At 43.5% G+C, this 20139-nt stretch carries 23 protein-coding genes and 1 pseudogene; 18 read left to right on the top strand and 6 right to left on the bottom strand.

Annotated features, from left to right (window positions below):
* The first annotated feature begins 13 nt into the window (after positions 1-13).
* Positions 14-565, top strand: a complete 552-nt coding sequence (locus P0078_RS06285) for a hypothetical protein (RefSeq protein ID WP_282933604.1) — start codon at positions 14-16, stop codon at positions 563-565.
* Between the two features lie 563 nt (positions 566-1128).
* On the opposite strand, the gene csrA is transcribed toward P0078_RS06285, so the two are convergent.
* Positions 1129-1299 carry a carbon storage regulator CsrA gene (csrA, locus tag P0078_RS06280; protein ID WP_282933603.1) on the bottom strand — a complete coding sequence of 57 codons (171 nt, stop codon included), beginning with the start codon at positions 1297-1299 and terminating at the stop codon, positions 1129-1131.
* Positions 1300-1971: 672 nt separating this feature from the next.
* Between csrA and P0078_RS06275 the strand changes: the two genes are divergently transcribed.
* Positions 1972-2310 carry a hypothetical protein gene (locus P0078_RS06275; protein ID WP_282933602.1) on the top strand — a complete coding sequence of 113 codons (339 nt, stop codon included), beginning with the start codon at positions 1972-1974 and terminating at the stop codon, positions 2308-2310.
* 489 nt (positions 2311-2799) lie between these two features.
* On the top strand, positions 2800-3408 hold the full coding sequence (locus P0078_RS06270) for a hypothetical protein (RefSeq protein ID WP_282933601.1): 609 nt from the start codon (positions 2800-2802) through the stop codon (positions 3406-3408).
* A 456-nt stretch (positions 3409-3864) separates the two neighbouring features.
* On the opposite strand, the gene P0078_RS06265 is transcribed toward P0078_RS06270, so the two are convergent.
* Positions 3865-4062: a hypothetical protein gene (locus tag P0078_RS06265; protein ID WP_282933600.1), complete on the bottom strand. Its 198-nt coding sequence runs from the start codon at positions 4060-4062 to the stop codon at positions 3865-3867.
* A 144-nt stretch (positions 4063-4206) separates the two neighbouring features.
* Complete coding sequence (locus tag P0078_RS06260; RefSeq protein ID WP_282933599.1) at positions 4207-4443, bottom strand: hypothetical protein; 237 nt, start codon at positions 4441-4443, stop codon at positions 4207-4209.
* A gap of 267 nt (positions 4444-4710) precedes the next feature.
* Between P0078_RS06260 and P0078_RS06255 the strand changes: the two genes are divergently transcribed.
* Complete coding sequence (locus P0078_RS06255; RefSeq protein WP_282933598.1) at positions 4711-4908, top strand: hypothetical protein; 198 nt, start codon at positions 4711-4713, stop codon at positions 4906-4908.
* 110 nt (positions 4909-5018) lie between these two features.
* Here the strand turns inward: P0078_RS06255 and P0078_RS06250 are convergent, their stop codons facing one another.
* On the bottom strand, positions 5019-5366 hold the full coding sequence (locus P0078_RS06250) for a DUF5992 family protein (RefSeq protein WP_282933597.1): 348 nt from the start codon (positions 5364-5366) through the stop codon (positions 5019-5021).
* A 459-nt stretch (positions 5367-5825) separates the two neighbouring features.
* On the opposite strand from P0078_RS06250, the pseudogene P0078_RS06245 reads away from it, so the two are divergent.
* From P0078_RS06245 to P0078_RS06225, 4 genes and pseudogenes are all read left to right on the top strand, one after another.
* Positions 5826-5960, top strand: a pseudogene (locus tag P0078_RS06245) (transposase); the annotation flags it as partial.
* Positions 5961-6579: 619 nt separating this feature from the next.
* On the top strand, positions 6580-6948 hold the full coding sequence (locus P0078_RS06235) for a hypothetical protein (protein ID WP_282933596.1): 369 nt from the start codon (positions 6580-6582) through the stop codon (positions 6946-6948).
* A 419-nt stretch (positions 6949-7367) separates the two neighbouring features.
* Positions 7368-7709 carry a DUF5992 family protein gene (locus P0078_RS06230; protein ID WP_282933595.1) on the top strand — a complete coding sequence of 114 codons (342 nt, stop codon included), beginning with the start codon at positions 7368-7370 and terminating at the stop codon, positions 7707-7709.
* Positions 7710-7746: 37 nt separating this feature from the next.
* Positions 7747-8079 carry a response regulator receiver protein gene (locus tag P0078_RS06225; protein WP_282933594.1) on the top strand — a complete coding sequence of 111 codons (333 nt, stop codon included), beginning with the start codon at positions 7747-7749 and terminating at the stop codon, positions 8077-8079.
* A gap of 124 nt (positions 8080-8203) precedes the next feature.
* Here the strand turns inward: P0078_RS06225 and P0078_RS06220 are convergent, their stop codons facing one another.
* Both P0078_RS06220 and P0078_RS06215 read right to left on the bottom strand, forming a co-directional pair.
* On the bottom strand, positions 8204-8500 hold the full coding sequence (locus tag P0078_RS06220; RefSeq protein ID WP_282933593.1) for a hypothetical protein: 297 nt from the start codon (positions 8498-8500) through the stop codon (positions 8204-8206).
* Positions 8501-8522: 22 nt separating this feature from the next.
* Positions 8523-10094 (bottom strand): VCBS domain-containing protein, encoded by a 1572-nt coding sequence (locus P0078_RS06215; protein WP_282933592.1) that lies wholly within the window; start codon positions 10092-10094, stop codon positions 8523-8525.
* Positions 10095-11232: 1138 nt separating this feature from the next.
* Here P0078_RS06215 and P0078_RS06210 point away from each other — a divergent pair.
* From P0078_RS06210 to P0078_RS24755, 10 genes are all read left to right on the top strand, one after another.
* Positions 11233-12402, top strand: coding sequence for a hypothetical protein (locus P0078_RS06210; protein WP_282933591.1), 1170 nt, complete (start codon positions 11233-11235; stop codon positions 12400-12402).
* On the top strand, positions 12399-13421 hold the full coding sequence (locus P0078_RS06205; protein WP_282933590.1) for a sensor histidine kinase: 1023 nt from the start codon (positions 12399-12401) through the stop codon (positions 13419-13421). The genes P0078_RS06210 and P0078_RS06205 overlap by 4 nt, the downstream gene beginning before the upstream one ends.
* On the top strand, positions 13409-14170 hold the full coding sequence (locus P0078_RS06200) for a LytR/AlgR family response regulator transcription factor (protein ID WP_282933589.1): 762 nt from the start codon (positions 13409-13411) through the stop codon (positions 14168-14170). The genes P0078_RS06205 and P0078_RS06200 overlap by 13 nt, the downstream gene beginning before the upstream one ends.
* Before the next feature lie 466 nt (positions 14171-14636).
* Positions 14637-14993 carry a glutaredoxin family protein gene (locus P0078_RS06195; RefSeq protein WP_282933588.1) on the top strand — a complete coding sequence of 119 codons (357 nt, stop codon included), beginning with the start codon at positions 14637-14639 and terminating at the stop codon, positions 14991-14993.
* 461 nt (positions 14994-15454) lie between these two features.
* Positions 15455-16348, top strand: a complete 894-nt coding sequence (locus tag P0078_RS06190; RefSeq protein ID WP_282933587.1) for a hypothetical protein — start codon at positions 15455-15457, stop codon at positions 16346-16348.
* Positions 16349-16805: 457 nt separating this feature from the next.
* The gene (locus P0078_RS06185) at positions 16806-17420 is read left to right on the top strand and encodes a hypothetical protein (protein ID WP_282933586.1); all 615 of its coding nucleotides are present in this window, start codon (positions 16806-16808) and stop codon (positions 17418-17420) included.
* 23 nt (positions 17421-17443) lie between these two features.
* Complete coding sequence (locus P0078_RS06180) at positions 17444-18127, top strand: ABC transporter ATP-binding protein (protein ID WP_282933585.1); 684 nt, start codon at positions 17444-17446, stop codon at positions 18125-18127.
* Positions 18115-19329 (top strand): ABC transporter permease, encoded by a 1215-nt coding sequence (locus tag P0078_RS06175; protein ID WP_282933584.1) that lies wholly within the window; start codon positions 18115-18117, stop codon positions 19327-19329. The genes P0078_RS06180 and P0078_RS06175 overlap by 13 nt, the downstream gene beginning before the upstream one ends.
* Positions 19322-19735, top strand: coding sequence for a LolA-like protein (locus tag P0078_RS24760; protein ID WP_282933583.1), 414 nt, complete (start codon positions 19322-19324; stop codon positions 19733-19735). Before P0078_RS06175 ends, P0078_RS24760 begins: the two co-directional genes overlap by 8 nt.
* Positions 19732-20106: an outer membrane lipoprotein-sorting protein gene (locus tag P0078_RS24755; RefSeq protein WP_282933582.1), complete on the top strand. Its 375-nt coding sequence runs from the start codon at positions 19732-19734 to the stop codon at positions 20104-20106. Before P0078_RS24760 ends, P0078_RS24755 begins: the two co-directional genes overlap by 4 nt.
* The last annotated feature ends 33 nt before the right edge of the window (positions 20107-20139 follow it).

Below are 20139 nucleotides of genomic sequence, written 5' to 3'. Positions count from 1 at the left end.
GAGGCTGTTGTTGATGAGAGCATTAATCTTTTTTATTTTCCTTATCGCATTTGATATGGCTAAAGCTTTGCCAGATACGAGCTATATAGAGTATGCGTCTTTAAAGACAAATTGGTATGAGGAAAAGGGGCGGATTGTAGAGGTTTCCCTGAGAACAGGTAAGTTGTTTTTTGATGTTAAAAACAGAATAGTCGGAATCGATAATATCAAATATCATTACGAGGTCGTAAAAACCTCTGAATGGAAAGGTATCACTAGTTTAGGGTTTAACTTTGTGTTACCTAAAGGTTGGGCGCCTGAGGAGGGGGTGTCGTGGTATTTTGATGGTTTTGCTTATAGGAATAAGCACCCAGTGCCTTTATGGGTTAATGGCAGGAAAATAGATGTAACCCCTATAAGAGCGATTAACCATGACTCTAAGGTTGCTTTAAATAATCCAATGATATTATTGTATTCTAAAGCTGATGGGTTGATCGGTGTTGTGGACTTTGGTTATGATGAAGAACTTTCTTCTTATGATGAAACTACCTATATGCTTATAAGCAGTGAAGGTATTAAATTTTAAACGAAAATTGGTTGGTTCAGCGGAAGTCTAAATGCATATGGAGGAATTATTCAGAGCACCCATAAATTGAGGGCGAGCGTTCTGGGTACCCATAGATAAGGGTGGGGGGCTATCTGAGATACAGGTATCCCCCTTGGTGACTGGTTTTTCCTAAATTGGTACTAAGGCATAATGAAAGGGCCAAGCATTATGCTTCGGATTCGAAAATTAGGGTTTTAGGCAAAATCTGAAAGGAATGAAGGCGGTTGGAGAGAGTTGGAATTAGCAGGGTGCTGCAGAAGGGTAGCGTCGGCAATCGCTGATACCGTGTACCCAGGTTTCCCGACCTTGATGCAAGCTTGTGGTATAGCCTCTGCAAATCCAAGCAGGCCATTAAAACGGCATTCAAAATTACGACTGAGATACAACCAGTATTTCGGTGATATACCCAGGCGTTCAGGTATGGGGGAGCCTTCTAAGAAATGGAGCCGCGCTTTTTGGGATCTAAATGTCGACCGTTCCAGCCCAATAGTTCTAAATAGTGATCCAGCCGAAAGGGCAGCCCTTTCGGCATATTCAGTTTCTCACAGGCTACTCCTCCTGATTCGCACATAAATTTCTTCGCGGTAAACAGGCAGGGATTTGGGGGCATTGATCCCTATCTTCACTTGATTGCCCTTAACCTCCAATACTGTAACTGAGATATTGGTTCCAATTCTTAAGTTCTCGCCGGTCCGGCGCTTTAAAATCAACATAGTCATTTCCTGCAGAAACTAAAATCGTGTGCGGATCTTCCGCACGGGGGATGCTTGGTAGGTAATGCGTGGCAGAAGTGAAGGGCGGTGCACGAGAGCGGTAAGCGTAGAATAAGAAAAGACAGACGCAACGCTGCCAGAGCTTAAAGAATCTCTTCAAGCCTCTGAATCTGCTCCACTTTATTGAAGACGAGCGGGTTTCTAGCGTATTATCCACTGAGCCACTTTGATACTAGGGTTATCAATTTGGTTAGCTGGCCCCTGGTGTTGGTAGCACCTTGGGTCAGCGCCTTTTACTTACTCTTACGTCACGCTACCGTTCTCCTTTGAGGGATGGGGTTGGAAAACTCTTGGGTTTCTTGATCTTTTGGTTGCGAGCCTATTCAGGCATACTCAATTACGGCCAAAATATCGATAAATATCTGCCAATTTTACGCAGCTTTGACACTAAAACAAACTGAATAAAATCTAATAAGATTATTTTCGTGCCTATATTTTTATGGGCTTTATCTATAAAAATATCAACTTCCTATTAATAGCTCGCGCTTAAGTTGAGATTGTCCTGATTTAACAAGCCGAATTAAAAATTAATAATGCCTCAACAGCGGTCGCAGTAGCTTCGAATACAATGCCTTCGGCGAGCGTACTGTCAGCTCCGGTGCCAAGATCCAGGTGGCAGGCACCTTCTACGATAAGCTCGGCCGGGTTCCCGGCACGGTCAATAATAGCGATACCATTGCCAGGCTGTACGACCAGGACAGCCACTTCGGGCTTTTAACCACCGAAGCCCATATTCGTCTGTTTGAGTATCAGCTGGGCACCTATCATCGGATGGCTACCTGTACGGTGATCAATGAAGAAAAAGTCCTTCAGGAAAAACTGCCAGGGGTACGCCTTATCACCGGCCTATCGCTAGCTGCTCCGCCGATGGTGAAATCTTCTGCAGTCGTTATAACAGCCTGTGAAAGCGCCAACCCCCACGTGGTTGCCAAAGCTACTGGGGTTGGTTGAGTCTACAACAGTGGTAACCTGGCTTCCGGCGTACTGGCGGGGTGTTCACTTGCACCATTTTCGATTGACCCCTGGGGTAAACGCCGCGATAGCAATTGGGGTTCCCTGGAGATCAGTGGCCTGATCGGTAGCAGCTACCAGTAGATGGATAGCCTAAATGAGATCACCATTCATGGCTTTACTGGCTATTAGCTGGTGGATACCCTTGGCATTATCTATATGAATGGTCGTAACTAGGACCCCATGATTGAGTTGAGGATACCCACGGCTATGCTCGTTAGGGAGGTTCATCAGCCGTACACCCACAATCTATTTTAAGTTCGAGGCGGATAGAAATAAAAATACTGCTGCCCACGATTTTGGGCGCGCTCTTGGGCTTGGGTATCAGAGGAATTTTACCAATAGCTTAATATCTTATGGTCAGCCTAGATCTGGGGTCCTGTATGATAAGGAATTTGATTGGCTGTTGTCCCAATACGGAGGTTAGTGATGCGTTTTCGAAAACATTATCTACTGTTCCTATTTGTCTTACTTGGTATTAATTCGCACGGTGATGTAGCCTTTGGTAAATGTACATTTACAGGCGAGAATGTCTGTGTTAGGCGTGGCGAGACAGGGAGTCGATATTTTTCCGTAGAAGCCAGGAATTATCGAGGGCATGAGATAGTATGGTTATCGAAAATAGATTCCGAAAGTGCGGGATATAAGTGGAGCAGTAGTTCGGAAGGTGGGGCATCATTCTACGTTTTTCCAGAGGGATACTCTCCGAAAAGAGCGGGTGAGATTAAGGGGCGGGATGCTATTCATGTAAGGCTTAACAATAGCTCTGCTGAAGAAAGTGTTGAGCAGTTTTTTAGTGTTTATGAAATCGTTTCCAGAGCTAAGTTTTCAGCGAAGGAATTTGAGTCTGTTTTTTCTGGTTTAAGCCTTTGGGAGCGGTTTCTTCATAGGTACGGAGATTTTAAAAAGGCTTACCTTAAAGCTGAAGGAAGGCCTGTCGAGCTGAAATCGGTAGTATATGCTTCGACTCCTGAATGTAACAATTGCCTTCATTTTATATTTGCAGGGGAGGGGGGCGCTGGTTGCTGTCTGGTGTGATGGTTGATTCAAGTGTAAATATATCTGACTTGGTAAGACTGGATTGATAAGCGAAATTAAAGACAGCAATGAACAGGAATAAATCTAGACATCCAAAGATGAGAGAAAGGTGCTAACGGTATTGCTGGCGTTGATCTTTAAAGGTTATTTCAACTTGATTCAGAGCTAAACGTTGTGAAGTCGTGGAGTTTCACTTAAGGCTTGGAATGATGAATTTGGATAAAAGGAGAAGGGATAGTGTTGTGGAACTGAGTGGGACTTGGCAGGGTGTTGTATAAATGAAGCACTGGCAGTCGCTTATGTTCTGTATCCGAGTTGTTGCGCATCCCCTACCGATTTGAAGTGGCTTTCAAAGTTTCGACTGGGCCAGAGCCTTTGTTTTGATGATATACCCAACCGTTTAAAAACAGGGTGTAAGAATGGTACTGGGGTCTAAGTTTTGGCCGCTTCGCTCTATCAGCTCTGAGTAGTGATCCAGCTGAAAGGGTAATCCTTTTGTATATCTAGGCGCTTACTGTCAGCAAGTAGTAGAAGTTCTTTGGCCTGCCGTCCCGAGATTACCGCACGAATACGCTGTTGAGTAGAAGCATGATCATAGTCTTCAGGAGAGTTTGCCTTATTGGCTCGTGTAGTGTTGAGATTTACATGAGGCATGCAGGCGGCGAGGGCTCTCTCATCCAGTAAAGCTTGGAACTTAAAGCACCCCTCCCAAAAGCGGCTTGTGTGGTTATCTTCCGCATTGGTCTAGTGAGCGATAGATTGATTTAAGCGTAATATGAACCAGCTGGTATCCGTCAATTATTCTCTCCAGAGGGCGATAAGTTCGTTGAGCTTTTCCATCTCTCTGTGGTCAAGGGTATGGCTCTGAACGTAGAGTTGAGTCAGTATGGAAGTATTAAAAAGCTCCTGCCCGCGATGAACGGTTTCAGTGTCGGACCAAGTTTTGGCTGTAGTTGAATCAATATAGAGCACGATATGGTAGTGATTACTCATTACCGCAAGGGCTGCGGCTTCAAGGGCAAAGGTGCCAACCAACGTTTGTGCTCTGGCTTCAGTCCAGTGGAGCCGATGCTCATAGTTCTTCCCAGATTGAGTATCTTTCCCATAAGGAATACCCTACGTACACAACGGGAGAGGCAAAGATGGCAAGTTGTTGCATCAAGAGATATCTGTGAGCATTGAGGTAGGGGTATGGGATTTAAGCATGAATGTTTCTATATCCAGAAAATTGTGGCGATCCCTATATTATGTCAATGGATTTGACGTTTAAATATACTTCTTCTATGGGTGCCCGGAAATACAATGTTGCATTTTTTAAGTACCCCTGCCATGAAACAAAATTCTATTAAAAGCTTAGAATTATTAAGGTCTGTAAACATAAAATTACCGAAAGTATTCTATAAAAATGATTGGCTTTCTGGGGCTAAACTATATTCAAAGGGTGAAAGTAGTATTATGGATCTTGTGCTTCCTGTAAAGAGTATTACTTTTTGTGGGTAATAAGATGGGTGGCGGTAATGGGTTTTAGTATTTCCTATCACAGTACAATAAAGGTTGCTTAGAGTTAGTCAGCTGCAACCCCCTATTCTAAAAAATAAGGGGAGCATTTTTTACTTGCTAAGCTTTATATAGGTGGCTTCGTTACAGCTTGAACTGTCTGAATAGCTATATATGCTTACTCTCTTTCCTGTGGTTAATGCTGCTATAGATAGGCTAAATGCTCTGTTGTGAATGTCTTGATCTCTTCCACTACTTCCAGCTGAATCTAAGGGAAAATAGATTGTTGTATCTTCGCAAGGGTAGCTATCATTACCGTCGGTAACAATAATCGCAAAACCTTCGCCGTTAGATTTTGTATTTGTAACTGCAGAAATTTCTACATCAGTAGCAATCCAGCCTGCACTAGCATTTGCCTGCACAGAGAGTGCCATTAAACTGCAAGAAATAATTTTTTTCATGCTTAGATCCGCTATAAGTTTTGAGTGAGGTATTTTATAGCTTTTTTGTTGCTCGTCAAATAAATATTAATTGATCCTGTTCAACTTTTTTCCAGTTAAAAATTTCTATTTTCAGGCTTATTTTCTCTCGTGTAAGTAATTTGTGTTGGCCAAGCCTGTTTGTATATAAGAGTGGCTGCACAAGATGAATATAAGGTGGCGCCTGCTTTAAAAGAGGAGGCTCTCCAGGCAGCGTTTAAGTCAGTTGATATTCATTAAGTTTCCTTGAATCGGGCTAATTAACTCTTCAAGCTTTATTTCTTTATTATTATCCGGAGAGGATTCCTAAATGGGACGCTCGACCATATTGGGGGTCTTGAATAGCCTTCCCCAGTAGATGCTGGCCTCGGCTTGTAGTGGTTTACTAAACCTGGGTGCCAATTAGGGTGGTAAAGTTGCCACCGAAGATAGAGGCGTTCTATGAGTAGGCAGCGTCGATCCTTTTCTCCCGAATTTAAATTAGATGCTGCCTGCTTGGCTGTGGATCAAGGCTATTCAATCCCTGAAGCGGCCCGATCGCTGGATGTTGGTACAAGTGAATGGATACCCTCTCTCGGATACAACTCCATCACAGAAGGGAGCCGAGACATCAGTCATTACTTGGTGACTTACCACAACTGGGAGCGTCCCCATCAACATAATGACGGATCGCCGCCTGCAAAAGCGGAAGAAAAACTTAACTTACTGTCCGGAAATGGTTGACCATTACAGTTTTAGGGGGCATAACTTCGCAGGAGTATTTTTTAATGTGAGGTAAAGTACCACAAAGGTATGGGAGTCAATAGTTCTAGCTGACCGCAAAGAAAGTAATGGCTAAGGCTGTATGATTGTTATTGATTTAAACTTTTCTTCCGGTTTTTGAATTTTCTTATTACGTTATTTTTAGAGTGTATGCTGTCCGCGTGTGGTGATGTTTAAGATGAGGGTGGGTAAATTTTGATTGAGGTTATTTATTATTTGTCCTGATTTTTATACGGTGCGAATTAAGGTGAGTTGTGTGTGACCGTTTGCGTCATGTAGGTGCAGGGCTGGATTTTTGTGAACTTGTAGCTCATCAAAAATCTATAGTAATATGCAATCAAGATATTAAATTTATAGTTAATTTGGGGTGTGTGGTTATAATAAATTTACTGTGATGATTGCTGATGAAAATACATATTTTAGGGGATGAATTTTGAATAACAAAAAATTTTTATTGTTTGGCTTTTTTCTGGCCTCCGTTAACGCTTATTCTGATAGTCAGACATGTACTGGCAATGTTGCTACAGTAGAAGTTGCTGCAAATGGAAATATTCACGCTAGCATACAGGATAGTGGTGGAGATACTAATTTTTATAGTGTTGGAATTTGCAGGGTTACAGAAACCGTGGGTGAGTTTGCTGAAGAGTCCTGTAAGGCAGCCTTAACTCTTCTAACCACGGCACATGCGACAGGAAAGGAAGTGACCTTGTGGTTTCGAGAGGAGCAGTTTTCTTCTTGTACTCAATCATGGGGGGAGGTTTGGTCTCAGGGCGTTTATCATCTTCGGTTAAAGGAAAACTAAGAGCCCAGGTTTTCCTGATAGATGAAGAGATATTAGCCGGAAGAAGTCCAATGCTCCATGTTGATCCGTAAAAGACTGGATACAGAAGCTTTGGAAGCATGGCCCCATAGATTGGAGAAAGGCACCAGTAGTATTATAGGCGCTGATCTTTAGTGGCCGTTTATAGCTTTTGTCCAGCTTTTTGTTGAGTTGGATAGAGGTCTCTAATATTGCAATGCCATGAATGCTAATTCACTTCGGTTGGTTGATTTTTTGACTTGGTACTTTCGTCAAGGTTAGCGGTGGATCTCTCTAGTTGTTACTAATTTGGTGGTGTTGTAAGACTTTATTTTCCTTAATTAATGTAATTGAGTAGGGGGTTGGTGGTAGTATGCGCGGAGTTTTCCTTTAAGTTAAAGTCTCAGAGAGGATGTTCTGAAATGAAGAAAGCATTACTATTGTTTTGTGCTTTGTTTTCGGTAGATGGGTGGGCTTCTGGTGGATACATAGCTCAAAGTGTCGAGATTACGGCAGTGGCAAATACCGCAGCAAATGGTATGTCTTTTACGGTGAAGACAGCTAATGGTAACGGCTTATGTAATGGTGAGTCCATAACCTTCCCTTTGTCGGTGGCAGGTAATGCAGGAAATAATGAGGAGATTCATAGCCGAGCCTACGCTGCTGCTCTTACCGCGCTGACAACTGGAAAGAAGGTTTCTATATATAGCTATGAGGACTCCTCGGTTTGTAATCGTGCGGCCTTTATCGAGATCTTTCAGTAAGTTATTGGTTTTTATTTTATAAGTTTAGGGTGGAGACATGATAAAATTTAAGGCTTTTATTCTTTTAATTGTTCTTTCGTTTCCAGCGGTTGCGGATGAAATTTGGTTTACTTCAACGATCACAAGAGTATATCCCCATGGAGATGGCCGATTCGTTATAACGTTTGCTGACGATTCTACCAGCTGCACAAACGGTGTTGATCCAAAGTACCATTGGGTAAAGGTCGGGGAGAAAGGTGTTACAGAGGAAGGGTTAAATCTGATGTTTGGTGCAGCTTTAGCAGGAGCTGCAGCAGGAAAACAAGTTCGAGTTAATTTTGATGATAGCACGAGCTACTGTTATATAAGTAGGTTGTTTGTTATATATTGAGAATATGTATAGCGATATCCGTAAAATAGTGAAATATAACAAGCTGCCTGCGGTTATATGATTGGCCTGATAGTGAATGATATTTATTCTTTCACTATCAGGTCGGCTATTACATATCTTTAGCTTACTCTTCTCGTCTCAACTCTAAACGCTGAGATTCGCGGATACGAAAACGCCGCTTATTTTCCCGCTCACCACGAATACGTACTCGTTCACCAGATTGCATTCCTTTTTCTTTCGCCTCCCGCGCATCGATGAAATAGTATTCACCGGTAGTTTCGTCTTTTACTGAGAAGCGGTGATCCACTTCTCCAGTTTGAAAGTTCTCGGAGATCTCTTCCTCTAAAACGCCAGTTACGGTCTCCTCGGCCATTACCGAAGAGGAAAGAGCGAGAAGCAGGGCTAAGGGTAGATTTTTCATTGCGGTCATACTCCCCATTAAGTTATTCATCGTAAGTTACGGAAACAGTTGCAGAGTTATTGCTGCTGTCAGTGGATAGGAATTCAATAGTGATCCCAGCGGATGAGTCAGTAAAGCTCTCCCCAATAGTGGACAGTGTGGCGACCTGATTGGCGGTAACATTGTTATTGCTAGTGCCGCTAAGGTAGTGAACCGTTACCGCATTTTCGTGATGTGGGCGGGGATTGAGGGTGTCGTGCTCAACATGGTATTCGATGTAATAGTAGTTTTCCCCATTTCTGCTACCAATACTCTCTACCTTTAAGAGCTGGGGAAGAGTGCCACTAAGCTCACCTGCAGTAAGCTCTATAGCTTGAAACTCAATACTAGTAGTACTGCCTGAAACTGCCTCAATGGTTTCAGTGTATCCGGGGAATGAGTCATACCACCCCATATAGTCACGATGACCACTTCCGAATAAGCGCGACTGCCAGGCATTGCCCATTAGGGAGCCGTCACTGCCATACTCGCTCTCACCACTATCGTTGGTGTCTCCATCATTATTATCGTCATTGCCGGCGTGGCTCAGGCCAATATTGTGGCCAATTTCATGGCCCATAATCAGTTGATCGCTATCGGCAATTATCATACTCCAGCGGCCACCAACAGAGGCCACCCCTGTGCCAACTAATCCCGCGCTAGCTGCAGCTTCAGGGAAAATGTAGACCCGGTGACGCCAATCACTGAGATCTACAGGTTGGCTATTGGAGTCTACATAGTTACTTTCAATCCAGCTGGTTGCGTTATCTCTCCAGGTATAGCCGTCATCGTTATACTCGCTGCCAGAGCGGGATTGTGCATCTTCGATACTCAACACCCCACCATTTTGGCTGTCAGGAATGCTGTAGTTGAAGCAGTCGATAGAGGTGCTTTCATCGCTGTCTTCTCCGTAGCAGTACTGGTCCAGTGCTGTGTCACTACTAAGGTGGCGGCTAAACTTCAGTTGTCCCAGAGAATTCTCCTGGTAGGCATTGTCGAGAGAATCTGTGTCATTGAAAGCCATATCGGCGATTTGGGAAACACTGAGATCATCTTCTACAGAGACGTCTGAGAAGTTCATAAAGATAAAGACGATGCTGCTCTCTGTAGCTTCGATGGTTTGAACTGAGAATACAACATAAAGAGTGCTGCCATCTGTGAGTTCAAAAGATATAGTGTCTTCCACCGACTCGCCATCGTTTAAGTTCTGAGAATTGGTGTTTAATTGGTATTCCCAGTTGCCACTTTCATAGAGGGTAAAATCACCGTAGTCTCCGGCAACACTACTGGCCTGAAAGGTGGGGCTATTACTATCAGTATCTTCAAGGGTGAGGGTTCCACTGGCGTATTCTTGTGACCCTACGACAAGTGTTGCCAGGGGGCTACTGGGGTTAAAGGTGTACCCGCCCGTATCTTCCCCCTCGTTATCGGAGTCGTTACTGTCACTGCTATCAGTGCTTGTTTCCGTTTCAGTAGCCTCATCGCTGGAACTGCTACTACTGGAGCCGCCTCCGCCGCAAGCTGTGAGGAGAACGGATAAGCTGAATGCTGTAAGGAATTTTAGGGTATCAGGCATGACAAACTCGACGTATTTCTTAATGCAAGTGAGCGGGGCGATCTGTATTTGATGGACAGCTGCTTAAAGGTCCGGTTCCTATTGGGTAGTAGTTAAATAACCGAAATTGGATTCTGGGTCACCGAAGGCTAAATTGCTATCTGTTTTTTGGCAGGTTGTGACGGTGTTGGACCATTGATTGTGATTATCTTTAAGTAGTGTGAACCTGGTTTCGGCAATTGGTGACAAGGCTCTTAAGGGTTAATAGGTTAGTGGGTAGGATAAAAGAGATAGCCCAAAAGTTAAATGAGTCGTGCAATATATCTATGGGTTTTCTTTAGGGATCGGAGCTTATGGTTTAGGCCTGCGGTTTGGCAAAGAGAAATAAGGATGTTATCAGCTGCTGAAAAATCCAAGGAACGAGGCAACAAAGTTACGTTCATGGAGGTTCTTTCCTGTACAGGTCTTTTTCTGCTGGTAGCCTATGCCAAGTAGCTACCTTCTTAAATCTTAATTCTACTTATTCTACCGGGGATATTATCGGTTCTCTTCATGGCGTAGGGGTTATTGCAATGGAGGAGTTAATAACGTTGATGAGCGCAATACACCCGTAGATGGTTATAATCTTGGATTAAAATATCGGTGTTTTGAGTTTGTAAAGCGCTATTATTTTGAGCGTGTTGAAAACTGAATGTTTATATGTTTGGCCACGCTAAAGATTGCTCTGACCTGACCGTTGATCATGGAAGTTTCTATACCTAAAGAGGACTTCTGCAGTTTTTCAATCAAGACACTATGCGTCCAGATGTCGGTGATATCGTTGTCTATAGCGGTTCTCTATTTAATCCAATTCTATTGTCTTAATTGCAAATGAGCTGAATGGGGTCCTAGGGGGCATTCACCGGAATACCCGCTCATTTTCTTCATCGCGATGGCGGTCCCCTCTTATTTTTAGTCGCCAGGGTGCTAGCGATTAGGTAATGATCGTATTCTTGGTTGATTTCAAAACAGCCAACAACAACTCGGGTTAGTGATCTGTAAGTAACTGCTTCCGCCAATCTCCATTAGTAGCCATTTATCCGAGCGATATACCGCTTGTCTTACCGACTGGCTTGGCTCTGGGAGATTGCTAGTCTGCCTCCATTGAAGGGAGGTAACTATGAAGTCTTTCTATATCTGGGCTCTATCTCTAATGTTTGGCAGTGCCATCAGCCAGGCGGGTGCTCTTGAGTCGCAGTGGGAGCTGGCGATGGCGGCTGCTTATGACCGAGCTTCCGATAGTGCACTCTTCGAAGGAGAGTCAAATGTGTCTCGACAAGCCTTGCTGCAGGGAGCCTTCCAATATGAAGCCTGGGAGGGGCAGGTCTCTGCTTTCCATCAGGCTGAGAGAGGTGGTAGTGAAGACTCACTGCTAGTGGTTGCGGAGCTTTTCCGGCAAGGGAGCTGGCAGGACTGGGATTGGCTGATAGGTAAGCGCCGATTGGATTTTGGGGTTGGTTATGGGCATCGTCCGCTAGATTGGTTTTTGCCCATGGAGCGAAACCCCGTTTCACTTCAAGTGAGCGAAGGTGTTGGGGTGATGTCAGCGAGTCATTTTACTGGCAGTGGCGAGTTCAGTGTAATGTTGGTGGATGCAGGTATTAGCCAGCATTCTGGTGGTACGTTGCCAAAGGGTATTGCAGCTCGCTGGTATCAGCTTGGGGCAAGTGCCGAGTGGCAGTTGTTGGGCTATATCGATGACAAGCGAGGTGTTAACTTAGGTGGTAGCTGGGTTAATACTTATGGAGAGCAATGGGAAGCCCATGCAGAATGGCGTTATCAGCAAGACCATTGGCGCTGGCAGCCCCCGGAACTGAAGGCCATACCGAAACAAGAAAAAGAAAATAATGGTTGGCAGGCTCTTATAGGAATGACTTGGGCAAATAGCGCTGGGCATTCCGTAATTTTGGAGTACTGGTTTGATAGTCGCTCCTGGGGCAAAAATGAGTGGGATCAGGTGTTTGACTACAGCCAGTGGTACCAAAATCAGGGGGTGCAATGGGATAGCTTTCGTCGGTCCTCTGCGATGGCGTTTTCTGGTGAAAATGCCTTGAGGCACAATCTGCTTTTACATTGGATGCTTTCCAATAATGAATATCACCCTAAAGTCGATTTAATCTATACACCTGAAGATAGCGGTCTTATTTTAACTATCGGTGGTGAAAGGAAGTTAACTGAAGATTGGGTACTTGGTGCGTCTGCAAGATTTTTTGGTGGTCGTAACGAATCTGCTTTTGCACAGCTTCAAAGCCAGGCCGCATTTACTTTTAGTACGACGATAGTTTTTTGAGTGGAGTTAATGGTGAACTTGTTCAAAGAGTATTTGCGCACTTTGATAATTTGTGTGGTGGTAGCGGTAATTACCCAGGCCGTGTGGGGGGAGGCTATTTTCTGAATGGTGTGATTTCTTTTGGGTATGGATTTGTAGCTATATCTACACGGCAACTAGCCTGGTTTTTTAAACCTGCTTGGTCTTCTAAAGTGAAGCTAACAGTTACAGCTTTTGTGGCCTTCACTGTAGGTTCTCTACATGCTTGGTGGTGGATATCGGGCTTTGCAACTTTTCGAGGACTTGACTCTTTAATCATTGCTATCCCTATTTTTCTTTTCGTATATCAAATCGAGCTTAATCGAGAGCAGTCTCGCCAGCTGGAGAGAGAGCTTCAAGAGGCCAAATTACATCAGGCTGAGCAGCAAAAGAGTTTGGCCCAGAGCCAATTAAAAATACTACAAAGTCAAATTGAACCTCACTTTTTATTCAATACACTGGCTAACCTCAAAATGCTTATTCGTCATGATCCCCCAAAAGCAGAGGATCTTTTAGATAACTTTAGTGAGCTTTTACGCTTTAGTCTGAAAAAATCCCGCTGTGATCAGGTATCTTTAAAAGATGAGCTAAGTAGCTTGGAGTGCTACTTGGAAATACAAAAGATACGTTTGGGGTCAAGGCTAGAGTATGAGGTTGATTTGTCTGCGGATATTAGCTTGGAAACATTTGTTCCTCCTTTATTAATGCAGCCTTTAGTGGAAAATGCGATTTTTCATGGAATTGAACCTGCAGCCAATGGTGGATTGGTTAGATTGAAGGTTAAGCAACAAGAAGAACAGTGGATTGTCGAAGTAGAAGATAATGGTGTGGGACTCGCTGCCGGTATCAATAAGCTTAGTTCAGGTAAGCACAATGGAATTGCATTGAGCAATATTCGGGAGCGACTTTCTGCTCTTTACCAAGAGCGTGGTAAGCTATTGATCCAAAGTAATAAACAGGGTGGAGTTACTGCCCGTTTGGAGTTTCCATGCGTGCCATAATTGCAGATGATGAACCCCTATTGCGCTATCATCTTGATCAAATGCTTGCAGATTTTTATCCTGAGCTTGAAATAATTGGGAAGGCGGTCGATGGAGAAGAGGCATTAAATTTATGCCTAAATAAAAAACCAGACGTGGTTTTCCTGGATATTCGTATGCCAGGGCTGGATGGGCTAGCAGTTGCAGACGCACTTAAGAAATCTGATAAGCAGCCAATCGTTGTGTTTGTTACAGCATATGATGAGTATGCTGTAAAGGCTTTCGAGCACGAAGCTGCGGATTACTTGCTTAAACCGATAGATGAGAAACGCTTGGCGCAAGCCTGTGAGCGTATTCGTCAGCGTTTAAAAGAGCGGGAGGAGAGCGGCGTTACAGCAGGCCCTGATATAGAAATCATACTCAAGCAACTCTCGACAAGTCTACCGGAGTACTTACACTGGATTCGGGCGAGCAAGGGAGAGGATATTTACCTGATCGCCTCCGATGAGGTTTCAGCGTTCGTTGCCGAAGATAAATACACTACAGTTTACTCGGAGCAAGGTCAGCATATAATTCGAACGCCATTAAAGGAACTTTTGTCCCAATTGAACCCGGATTTATTTTGGCAAGTACATCGTTCAACCATTGTTAACGTGAAGCGTATTCAAAAGATTAGCCGAGGATTTACTGGTGGCGTCACTGTAGTGATGAATGATGGTCGTCACTATACAGTTAGCCGGCGGGCTGCCTCTATGTTTAAGTCTATGTAAGAGAAGGTAGTTTGTACTTTTTACTCTCCAAAAGTGTTTTTTTTTGATGGATAAAAATGAATGAATTCACTGCGCACCAGGAAGGCTTTGAATACATTATTAGAAGCTTGTAATCAACTTCTGTGCTCCATAGCAATTTGGAATAAAGTGTGCTTTGAGGCACTGCTTGCTCGTAAAGCTAACGTTTAGCCCCTTATGGTCTTTTCAAGTTAGAAGTCTTTACGATTACTGAACACTAGCCCCAGTTAGGCTGTGGCTCGGCTGCCTTAGGTAATTCAGTGTTTGCTCAGTATTGATTTTGATGTCGCGTTGATGAGGTTGTGAGAATGGTGATTCTAAGTTTTAAGGCAGAATAAAAATAAATTGTGGTATTGGTCTTGCTGATAGTCTAAAAAGGGATCTGTGTGGAAATTCTACTTGTCGTATTTTCCATAAAAGTTAAAGAATTTAGTTGTAGTCCTTCAGTATGAGAAATTTGATAATTTTTATCGTCGTTGTTGTTGTAATTCAAAGGTGGGATGACATCAGTCGTGTTTTTTCGTCATCACCTTCTATGATGGATGTCACCTCCGAAGTAGAGGCGTCGGAAGGGCAGGTTATTCTATATGCCACTAAGTGGTGCGGATACTGCAAGAAAGCTAGAAAGCTAATGCGTAAAAATAATATAGACTTTGTTGAGTTTGATATTGAATCATCAAAGGAAGCGAGAGCACAATATGATCGCTTAGGTGGTAACGGGGTACCTTTGTTGCTAGTTAATGGTGAGTTGATACAAGGCTATAATGCAGGGAAAATACTTCGAGCTTATCAAGGCTCTGAATAGTGCGCCCATAGCCTGTCATGCAATGGTAAATATGAAGGGCCGGTCATTTGTTGGCATTCTCTCTCTGTAATTCGCAGTAATTTACTTTTTTAGGAATGACCAGGATAATTGCCTGCAATACGCACTTGCATATAGCAATAGTCCGCTTGAATGAATGATATAGGTTTTCGGTGTAGATAACACTTCAGGCCTCCGGATCCGACGGGGGTTTTTACTTAAAAATCAGACCTGTACTCTTACATTTTTATTAAGAAATATTGGTGCTTCTCAATAATAAGTTTGATTTTGGGGCTGCTGTGCCAATTATTTATAATTTGTGAGGCTTTACCTTACCCATTTGTGGTTGTGCTACCGAAGCCTACTTAGCTTTGGTGTTAAAGTTCTAGTGGCAATTCAATAGTGTTTACCACAGTGCAGATGCTTGTGCATTAATTTTTATATCTGCTAATAATGGATCTATTATGCTAAACAGTCTCAATTTGGCTTCTTACGCTATCTCTGTTGATGGTATTGAGGACTTAATTGAAGTTAAAGCGCCTTACTTTGCACTAGAGTCTTTACACTTTGATGTTGATGGTTGGCTGATTTCAAAGGTACCGATTCAATGTAAAAGTACTTTTGAAAAGACTTTGATGGATGTATCTGAAATAGGTAGGCACTTAGCCATTTTAGGGTCATGTTTTGGAGCATTGGCGAACCCTGTGAAGTCCAGGCATTACTACTTGGCTTGTAAAGCTGACCTTACAACCTTTGATAATTTTGTGTCAGAAGAGCGTCCTGAGTTTCTCTATGCGAGAACTAAAGCAGTATTCACTAACAAAAGAGAGCTGGTTGCTGAGGCTGAGTTGTTTGATGCTGTAGGTGAGGTTGCGGCTAGACTTGAAGTTACATACCACGTAATGAAAGAGAAATCCTTCCACAGAATCTACAGCGGAAGTATTCAGGATATATCCCCTTCTATTGAGGGTGTTAACCCTTACGAGAAAAGTATTGATGTAAAAGTCCTCATGGTTAATGACCAAACTTTAAATGCAACAATCGGTCGGGTGACACCTGAAATGTGTCTAGGACATTTCGATAAGGTGAAAGCGTTACCCGTAGCAATTGCTTCTCAGTGCCTATTGAAGTCATGCTGCCTGTTTTTAAGGAATCTGCTAGGTGAGGATGAGGCTAGATTTGTCCTGACGTCAACAGAATTGCGAGCAGCTAATCTGGCTTTAGCTGGCCAGGAGGTGGATATTCATGTTTCCCTTGATGGTATTGAAGGTGACACCTATATTGTCCGTAGTATTGCTACAAACAAGCTTGGAGAGGCGGTAGGCGAAGCGGTTAGCTACATTAAGAAAGCTATTTAATCTTCTATTCCACATACTTCAATATGTCAGTATGAGATGTATCCACCTTATACTGACAATGCTTTCCACAGAATCTATATATCAGCCAAAATCCTGCCTAAGAATAGTGATAAGTCAATATTTTTCGCTATGAAGCTGTAAAACTGTATGTCCTTTCACTATCTTCCCTAATCCGTACTACTTTTTGAAAGGAGAAGATACGTTTCACATAGAGTCATGTGGAGTGTGGATGCTGACTAGGTACACGAAGGAATCTAGTTACTGTGTATTTCGGGATGGTGTATTCGCTCTTAATTTCCAGCAGTACCCTCAATTAAAGTTGTAGATCTACTTCTATTTAGCCATTCAGTATTGCTTATTCCCGCCTATCGCACCTGGTGACTGTTTATCGCATCATAAAGATCATTAGTCATGCTTCGGTTAGCCTGCTCCCAACTTGAATACAGGGAGAGACGTAATGAAAAATTTGATAGCAGCACTGATTGTTAATTTGGGAGCAAGTACCTCCTCCTTTGCCGCAGTTGATGCGCAAATGGAAGACTTATACCAAAAAGCCACAAAGGCGGGCGGTACGGCAGTGATGGCGTCTTATAAGGCTTTCAAACTGGCGCAAAAAGAAGATCCGTCTGATCCTATTGCACTCTTTTATTTGGGGGCCAGTGAAACACTAATGGCAAAAGAAAGCTGGCTGCCCTGGAGAAAGGTCAGTTATGCAGAGAATGGAATTGCCCGTATGGATAAGGCGCTCACCATAATTGAAGAAATGGATAACCCTGGCCGTTCCTCTCAGGGGATGCCTCAAGACTTGCTGCTTAAAGGCATTGCCGCAACAACTTTTACTAAAGTGCCAAAGTTCTTTAATTCTTTTGACCGTGGGTTTGAACTTTATCATGAGTTGATGGGTGATCCACGCATAGGATATATGCCGACAGACGCTACTCGCTGGATTTACTGTGGTGCATTGCAGGCTGCAGAGCTTGAGGGTAGCAAGGAGTTAGTGAATTTATGGGGAGCAAAGGCTGAGAGTCATGGCATATCAAATCCATGCGGTGATGTTAAAAGCTCTGACTAATAGTGCGAACAGGTAGTGAATCTATGTTACAGCTCACTCATATTGAAAAGACTTACACTTCCGGTGAGGTTCAACTTCGGGCTTTAAGAGATGTGAATCTGGATATTCGAGCAGGCACTATGGTAGCTCTGTGCGGACCATCGGGGTCCGGTAAAAGTACCTTGTTAAATATTTGCGGGCTACTGGATCATGATTACAGCGGAGAAGTCTGCTTTGCCGGCGAGGTGCTGAGAAAAAGCCATCGGCAGTCAATGAAGATCCGTCGTACCCAGTTGGGTTTTGTATTCCAAAAGTTTAATTTGGTTCCGGTAATGACAGCCTTTGAGAATGTAGCCTTTCCACTTCTTTTAAATGGAATGAAAGAAGGTGAAGTAAGACGGCGTGTAATGGGCATGTTGGATCATGTCGGGCTGTCCCAGTTTACTAACTACAGGCCAGATCGACTTTCAGGTGGACAACAGCAGAGAGTAGCAATCGCTCGAGCACTGGTGCACCAGCCCAAACTGGTAATTGCCGATGAACCTACGGCCAGCTTGGATAGTGTTACCGCACAACAAATTATTGAGTTAATGAAAAGTTTAGGAATGGAGCAAAAAACAGCTTTTATTGTTGCCAGTCATGATGATCGAATGACGCGTCATTGCGATAGAGTTGTTGAACTGAAAGATGGTGTAATTCTGCAGGAGAGTGCTTTATGCGTCGCTTAAAAGTCGCGGTTTTAAATTTATTGCGGAATCGCCGCAGAAGCTTTCTTGCCGTTGCAATAATTTCCATTGTGGTGACGGCCTTGATGGCCTCCGGAGGTTTTGGCCTATTTACGTATCAATCCCTTAAAGAGAACGCGGCGCGTAGTGAGGGGCATTTGGTGCTAACACAGCCGGGATATTTCTCTTCTGATGAGGACTTTCCTCTTCAGCTGGGTTTAGATAATGCCAATAAATTACGTAGGGACTTGTTGGTTGGGGAAAATGTGAAGGCTGTGCAGCCTAGAGTTTATCTGCAAGGGTTAATTTCCAATGGTGATAAGTCTACTATTTTTTTAGGTCAGGGGATATTGCCAAGTGAATTTCGGGTGAAGGGGCCTTTTCTAAATGTCACTGAGGGCAGTATTTTATCAAACCGTGAAGATATCAGTGATCCCGAGATTATGCTGGGTAAGGACCTCGCAAGAAATCTTAATGTAAGGCCTGGGGATTATATTACTTTAATGTCCTCTACCGTTCATGGGGCTCTCAATGCAATGGATTTTAAGGTTAGGGGAGTTTTCGGAACTGGTGTTCCTGATATGGATAAGCGTCAAGTATATATTTCTGTTCCGGCTGCGCAGTTCCTTTTAGATAGTGACAGGGTCTCAACCATGGCAATTTATGGCTACAGCCTTGATAAGACATCGAGCTTGCAGGAAAGACTGCGTGAGTTAGTTCCAGAGCTGGAAATTACAACTTGGGAGGATCGTGCCTTTTTCTATCAGGGAGTGAAGAGTCTTTACGATCGGATTTTTGGGTTGATGGGCATCATTATGGCACTGGTTATCTTTGTCTCGCTTTTCAATACGCTGGCAATGTCGGTAACAGAGAGAACACGGGAAATAGGTACCTTGTCCGCACTGGGTGCATCCAAAGTGGAATTGATAACTGGGTTTATATTGGAGGCTTTAGTACTTGCTGTAGTGGGTTCTTTAGCAGGTGTTATTTTGGCTGGTCTGATAAGCGCTGGGTTGATGATGTTTGACATTACTATGCCGCCACCTCCGGGAAAAACAACGGGGTATCCTTTGACTGTTTATTTCTCTATTAACTTGGCTTGGATGATTTCGGTTGCAATAGCTGCGATATGTGTTTTTTCATCCTTCCTTGCGGCGCGGAAAGGTGTCAATAAACCGATTACTGAGGCATTGGTCCATGTATAAATTAAGATTAGGCAGAGTTAGCTTGGCGATTGGTTTGTTGCTGATGTTCTCTCCCTTTGTTTTAGCTGGGACTGAGGAGAAGGAAAGTCTTTTTTCCGCTGTACAGGTAGAAAGCATGTTGGCCAAAGCCGATTCCTATCGTCTTGGAGAGTCATCTTCAAAAGTTGTCACCAACATCCAGGTTTTTAAACAGGGAGAGTTAGAAAGCGAAGATCGCTACCATGTTTATACTCGCCCTGAGAGAAAATCATTGGTGGTATTTAAAGGTGTTGGTGAAGAGGGGCAAAAAATGCTGATGCTGCAGGATAACTACTGGCTATTGATGCCCCGCAGCCGCCGCCCTATCCGCATAACACCGATGCAAAGATTGCTGGGGAGGCTTCAATTGGTGATATCGCCACTTTGACCTGGAGCCAGGACTATCGGGGGCAATTCGAGGCAAGTGAAATTCTAAAGGATAAATTGACCCACAAACTTCAGCTGGAGGCAAAAACCAAAGGAGCCAGCTATCAAAAGATAAAATTGTGGCTTGATAGTGAGAGTTTCTTCCCAATCCAAGCGGAGCTTTACTTGAAATCTGGAAAGTTGGCTAAGGTTGCGCATTTTGTATCGGGGATAAAGGATGAAGAGCTATTTGTGCAGGAGATGGTTTTGGTTGATAGCATCAAAGCTACCACTGAAACCAGAGTTTACTACGAAAGTAGCACTGCGCATCAGTTAGCGGAAAAATTTTACAATCCGGCTTACTTGAGTCGGCAGTCAAAAATGGATCTGTGAGAGTGGATCTGAGCGGGTAACTGCCTCTGCCAG

It is taken from the genome of Microbulbifer sp. VAAF005 (genome assembly GCF_030012985.1).
In the GTDB taxonomy this organism is placed as follows: Bacteria; Pseudomonadota; Gammaproteobacteria; order Pseudomonadales; family Cellvibrionaceae; genus Microbulbifer.
The sequence above is the reverse complement of the archived record's forward strand: the minus strand, read 5'-3'. Positions and strand labels throughout refer to the sequence as shown.

What these genes read in the sequence shown, in the direction of transcription:
- P0078_RS06285 (WP_282933604.1), top strand. Translation starts at nt 14, where the DNA reads ATGAGAGCATTAATCTTTTTTATTTTCCTTATCGCATTTGATATGGCT.
- csrA (WP_282933603.1), bottom strand. Translation starts at nt 1,299, where the DNA reads ATGTTGATTTTAAAGCGCCGGACCGGCGAGAACTTAAGAATTGGAACC.
- P0078_RS06270 (WP_282933601.1), top strand. Translation starts at nt 2,800, where the DNA reads ATGCGTTTTCGAAAACATTATCTACTGTTCCTATTTGTCTTACTTGGT.
- P0078_RS06265 (WP_282933600.1), bottom strand. Translation starts at nt 4,062, where the DNA reads ATGCCTCATGTAAATCTCAACACTACACGAGCCAATAAGGCAAACTCT.
- P0078_RS06255 (WP_282933598.1), top strand. Translation starts at nt 4,711, where the DNA reads ATGTTGCATTTTTTAAGTACCCCTGCCATGAAACAAAATTCTATTAAA.
- P0078_RS06250 (WP_282933597.1), bottom strand. Translation starts at nt 5,366, where the DNA reads ATGAAAAAAATTATTTCTTGCAGTTTAATGGCACTCTCTGTGCAGGCA.
- P0078_RS06230 (WP_282933595.1), top strand. Translation starts at nt 7,368, where the DNA reads ATGAAGAAAGCATTACTATTGTTTTGTGCTTTGTTTTCGGTAGATGGG.
- P0078_RS06225 (WP_282933594.1), top strand. Translation starts at nt 7,747, where the DNA reads ATGATAAAATTTAAGGCTTTTATTCTTTTAATTGTTCTTTCGTTTCCA.
- P0078_RS06220 (WP_282933593.1), bottom strand. Translation starts at nt 8,500, where the DNA reads ATGAAAAATCTACCCTTAGCCCTGCTTCTCGCTCTTTCCTCTTCGGTA.
- P0078_RS06215 (WP_282933592.1), bottom strand. Translation starts at nt 10,094, where the DNA reads ATGCCTGATACCCTAAAATTCCTTACAGCATTCAGCTTATCCGTTCTC.
- P0078_RS06210 (WP_282933591.1), top strand. Translation starts at nt 11,233, where the DNA reads ATGAAGTCTTTCTATATCTGGGCTCTATCTCTAATGTTTGGCAGTGCC.
- P0078_RS06200 (WP_282933589.1), top strand. Translation starts at nt 13,409, where the DNA reads ATGCGTGCCATAATTGCAGATGATGAACCCCTATTGCGCTATCATCTT.
- P0078_RS06195 (WP_282933588.1), top strand. Translation starts at nt 14,637, where the DNA reads ATGAGAAATTTGATAATTTTTATCGTCGTTGTTGTTGTAATTCAAAGG.
- P0078_RS06190 (WP_282933587.1), top strand. Translation starts at nt 15,455, where the DNA reads ATGCTAAACAGTCTCAATTTGGCTTCTTACGCTATCTCTGTTGATGGT.
- P0078_RS06185 (WP_282933586.1), top strand. Translation starts at nt 16,806, where the DNA reads ATGAAAAATTTGATAGCAGCACTGATTGTTAATTTGGGAGCAAGTACC.
- P0078_RS06180 (WP_282933585.1), top strand. Translation starts at nt 17,444, where the DNA reads ATGTTACAGCTCACTCATATTGAAAAGACTTACACTTCCGGTGAGGTT.
- P0078_RS06175 (WP_282933584.1), top strand. Translation starts at nt 18,115, where the DNA reads ATGCGTCGCTTAAAAGTCGCGGTTTTAAATTTATTGCGGAATCGCCGC.
- P0078_RS24760 (WP_282933583.1), top strand. Translation starts at nt 19,322, where the DNA reads ATGTATAAATTAAGATTAGGCAGAGTTAGCTTGGCGATTGGTTTGTTG.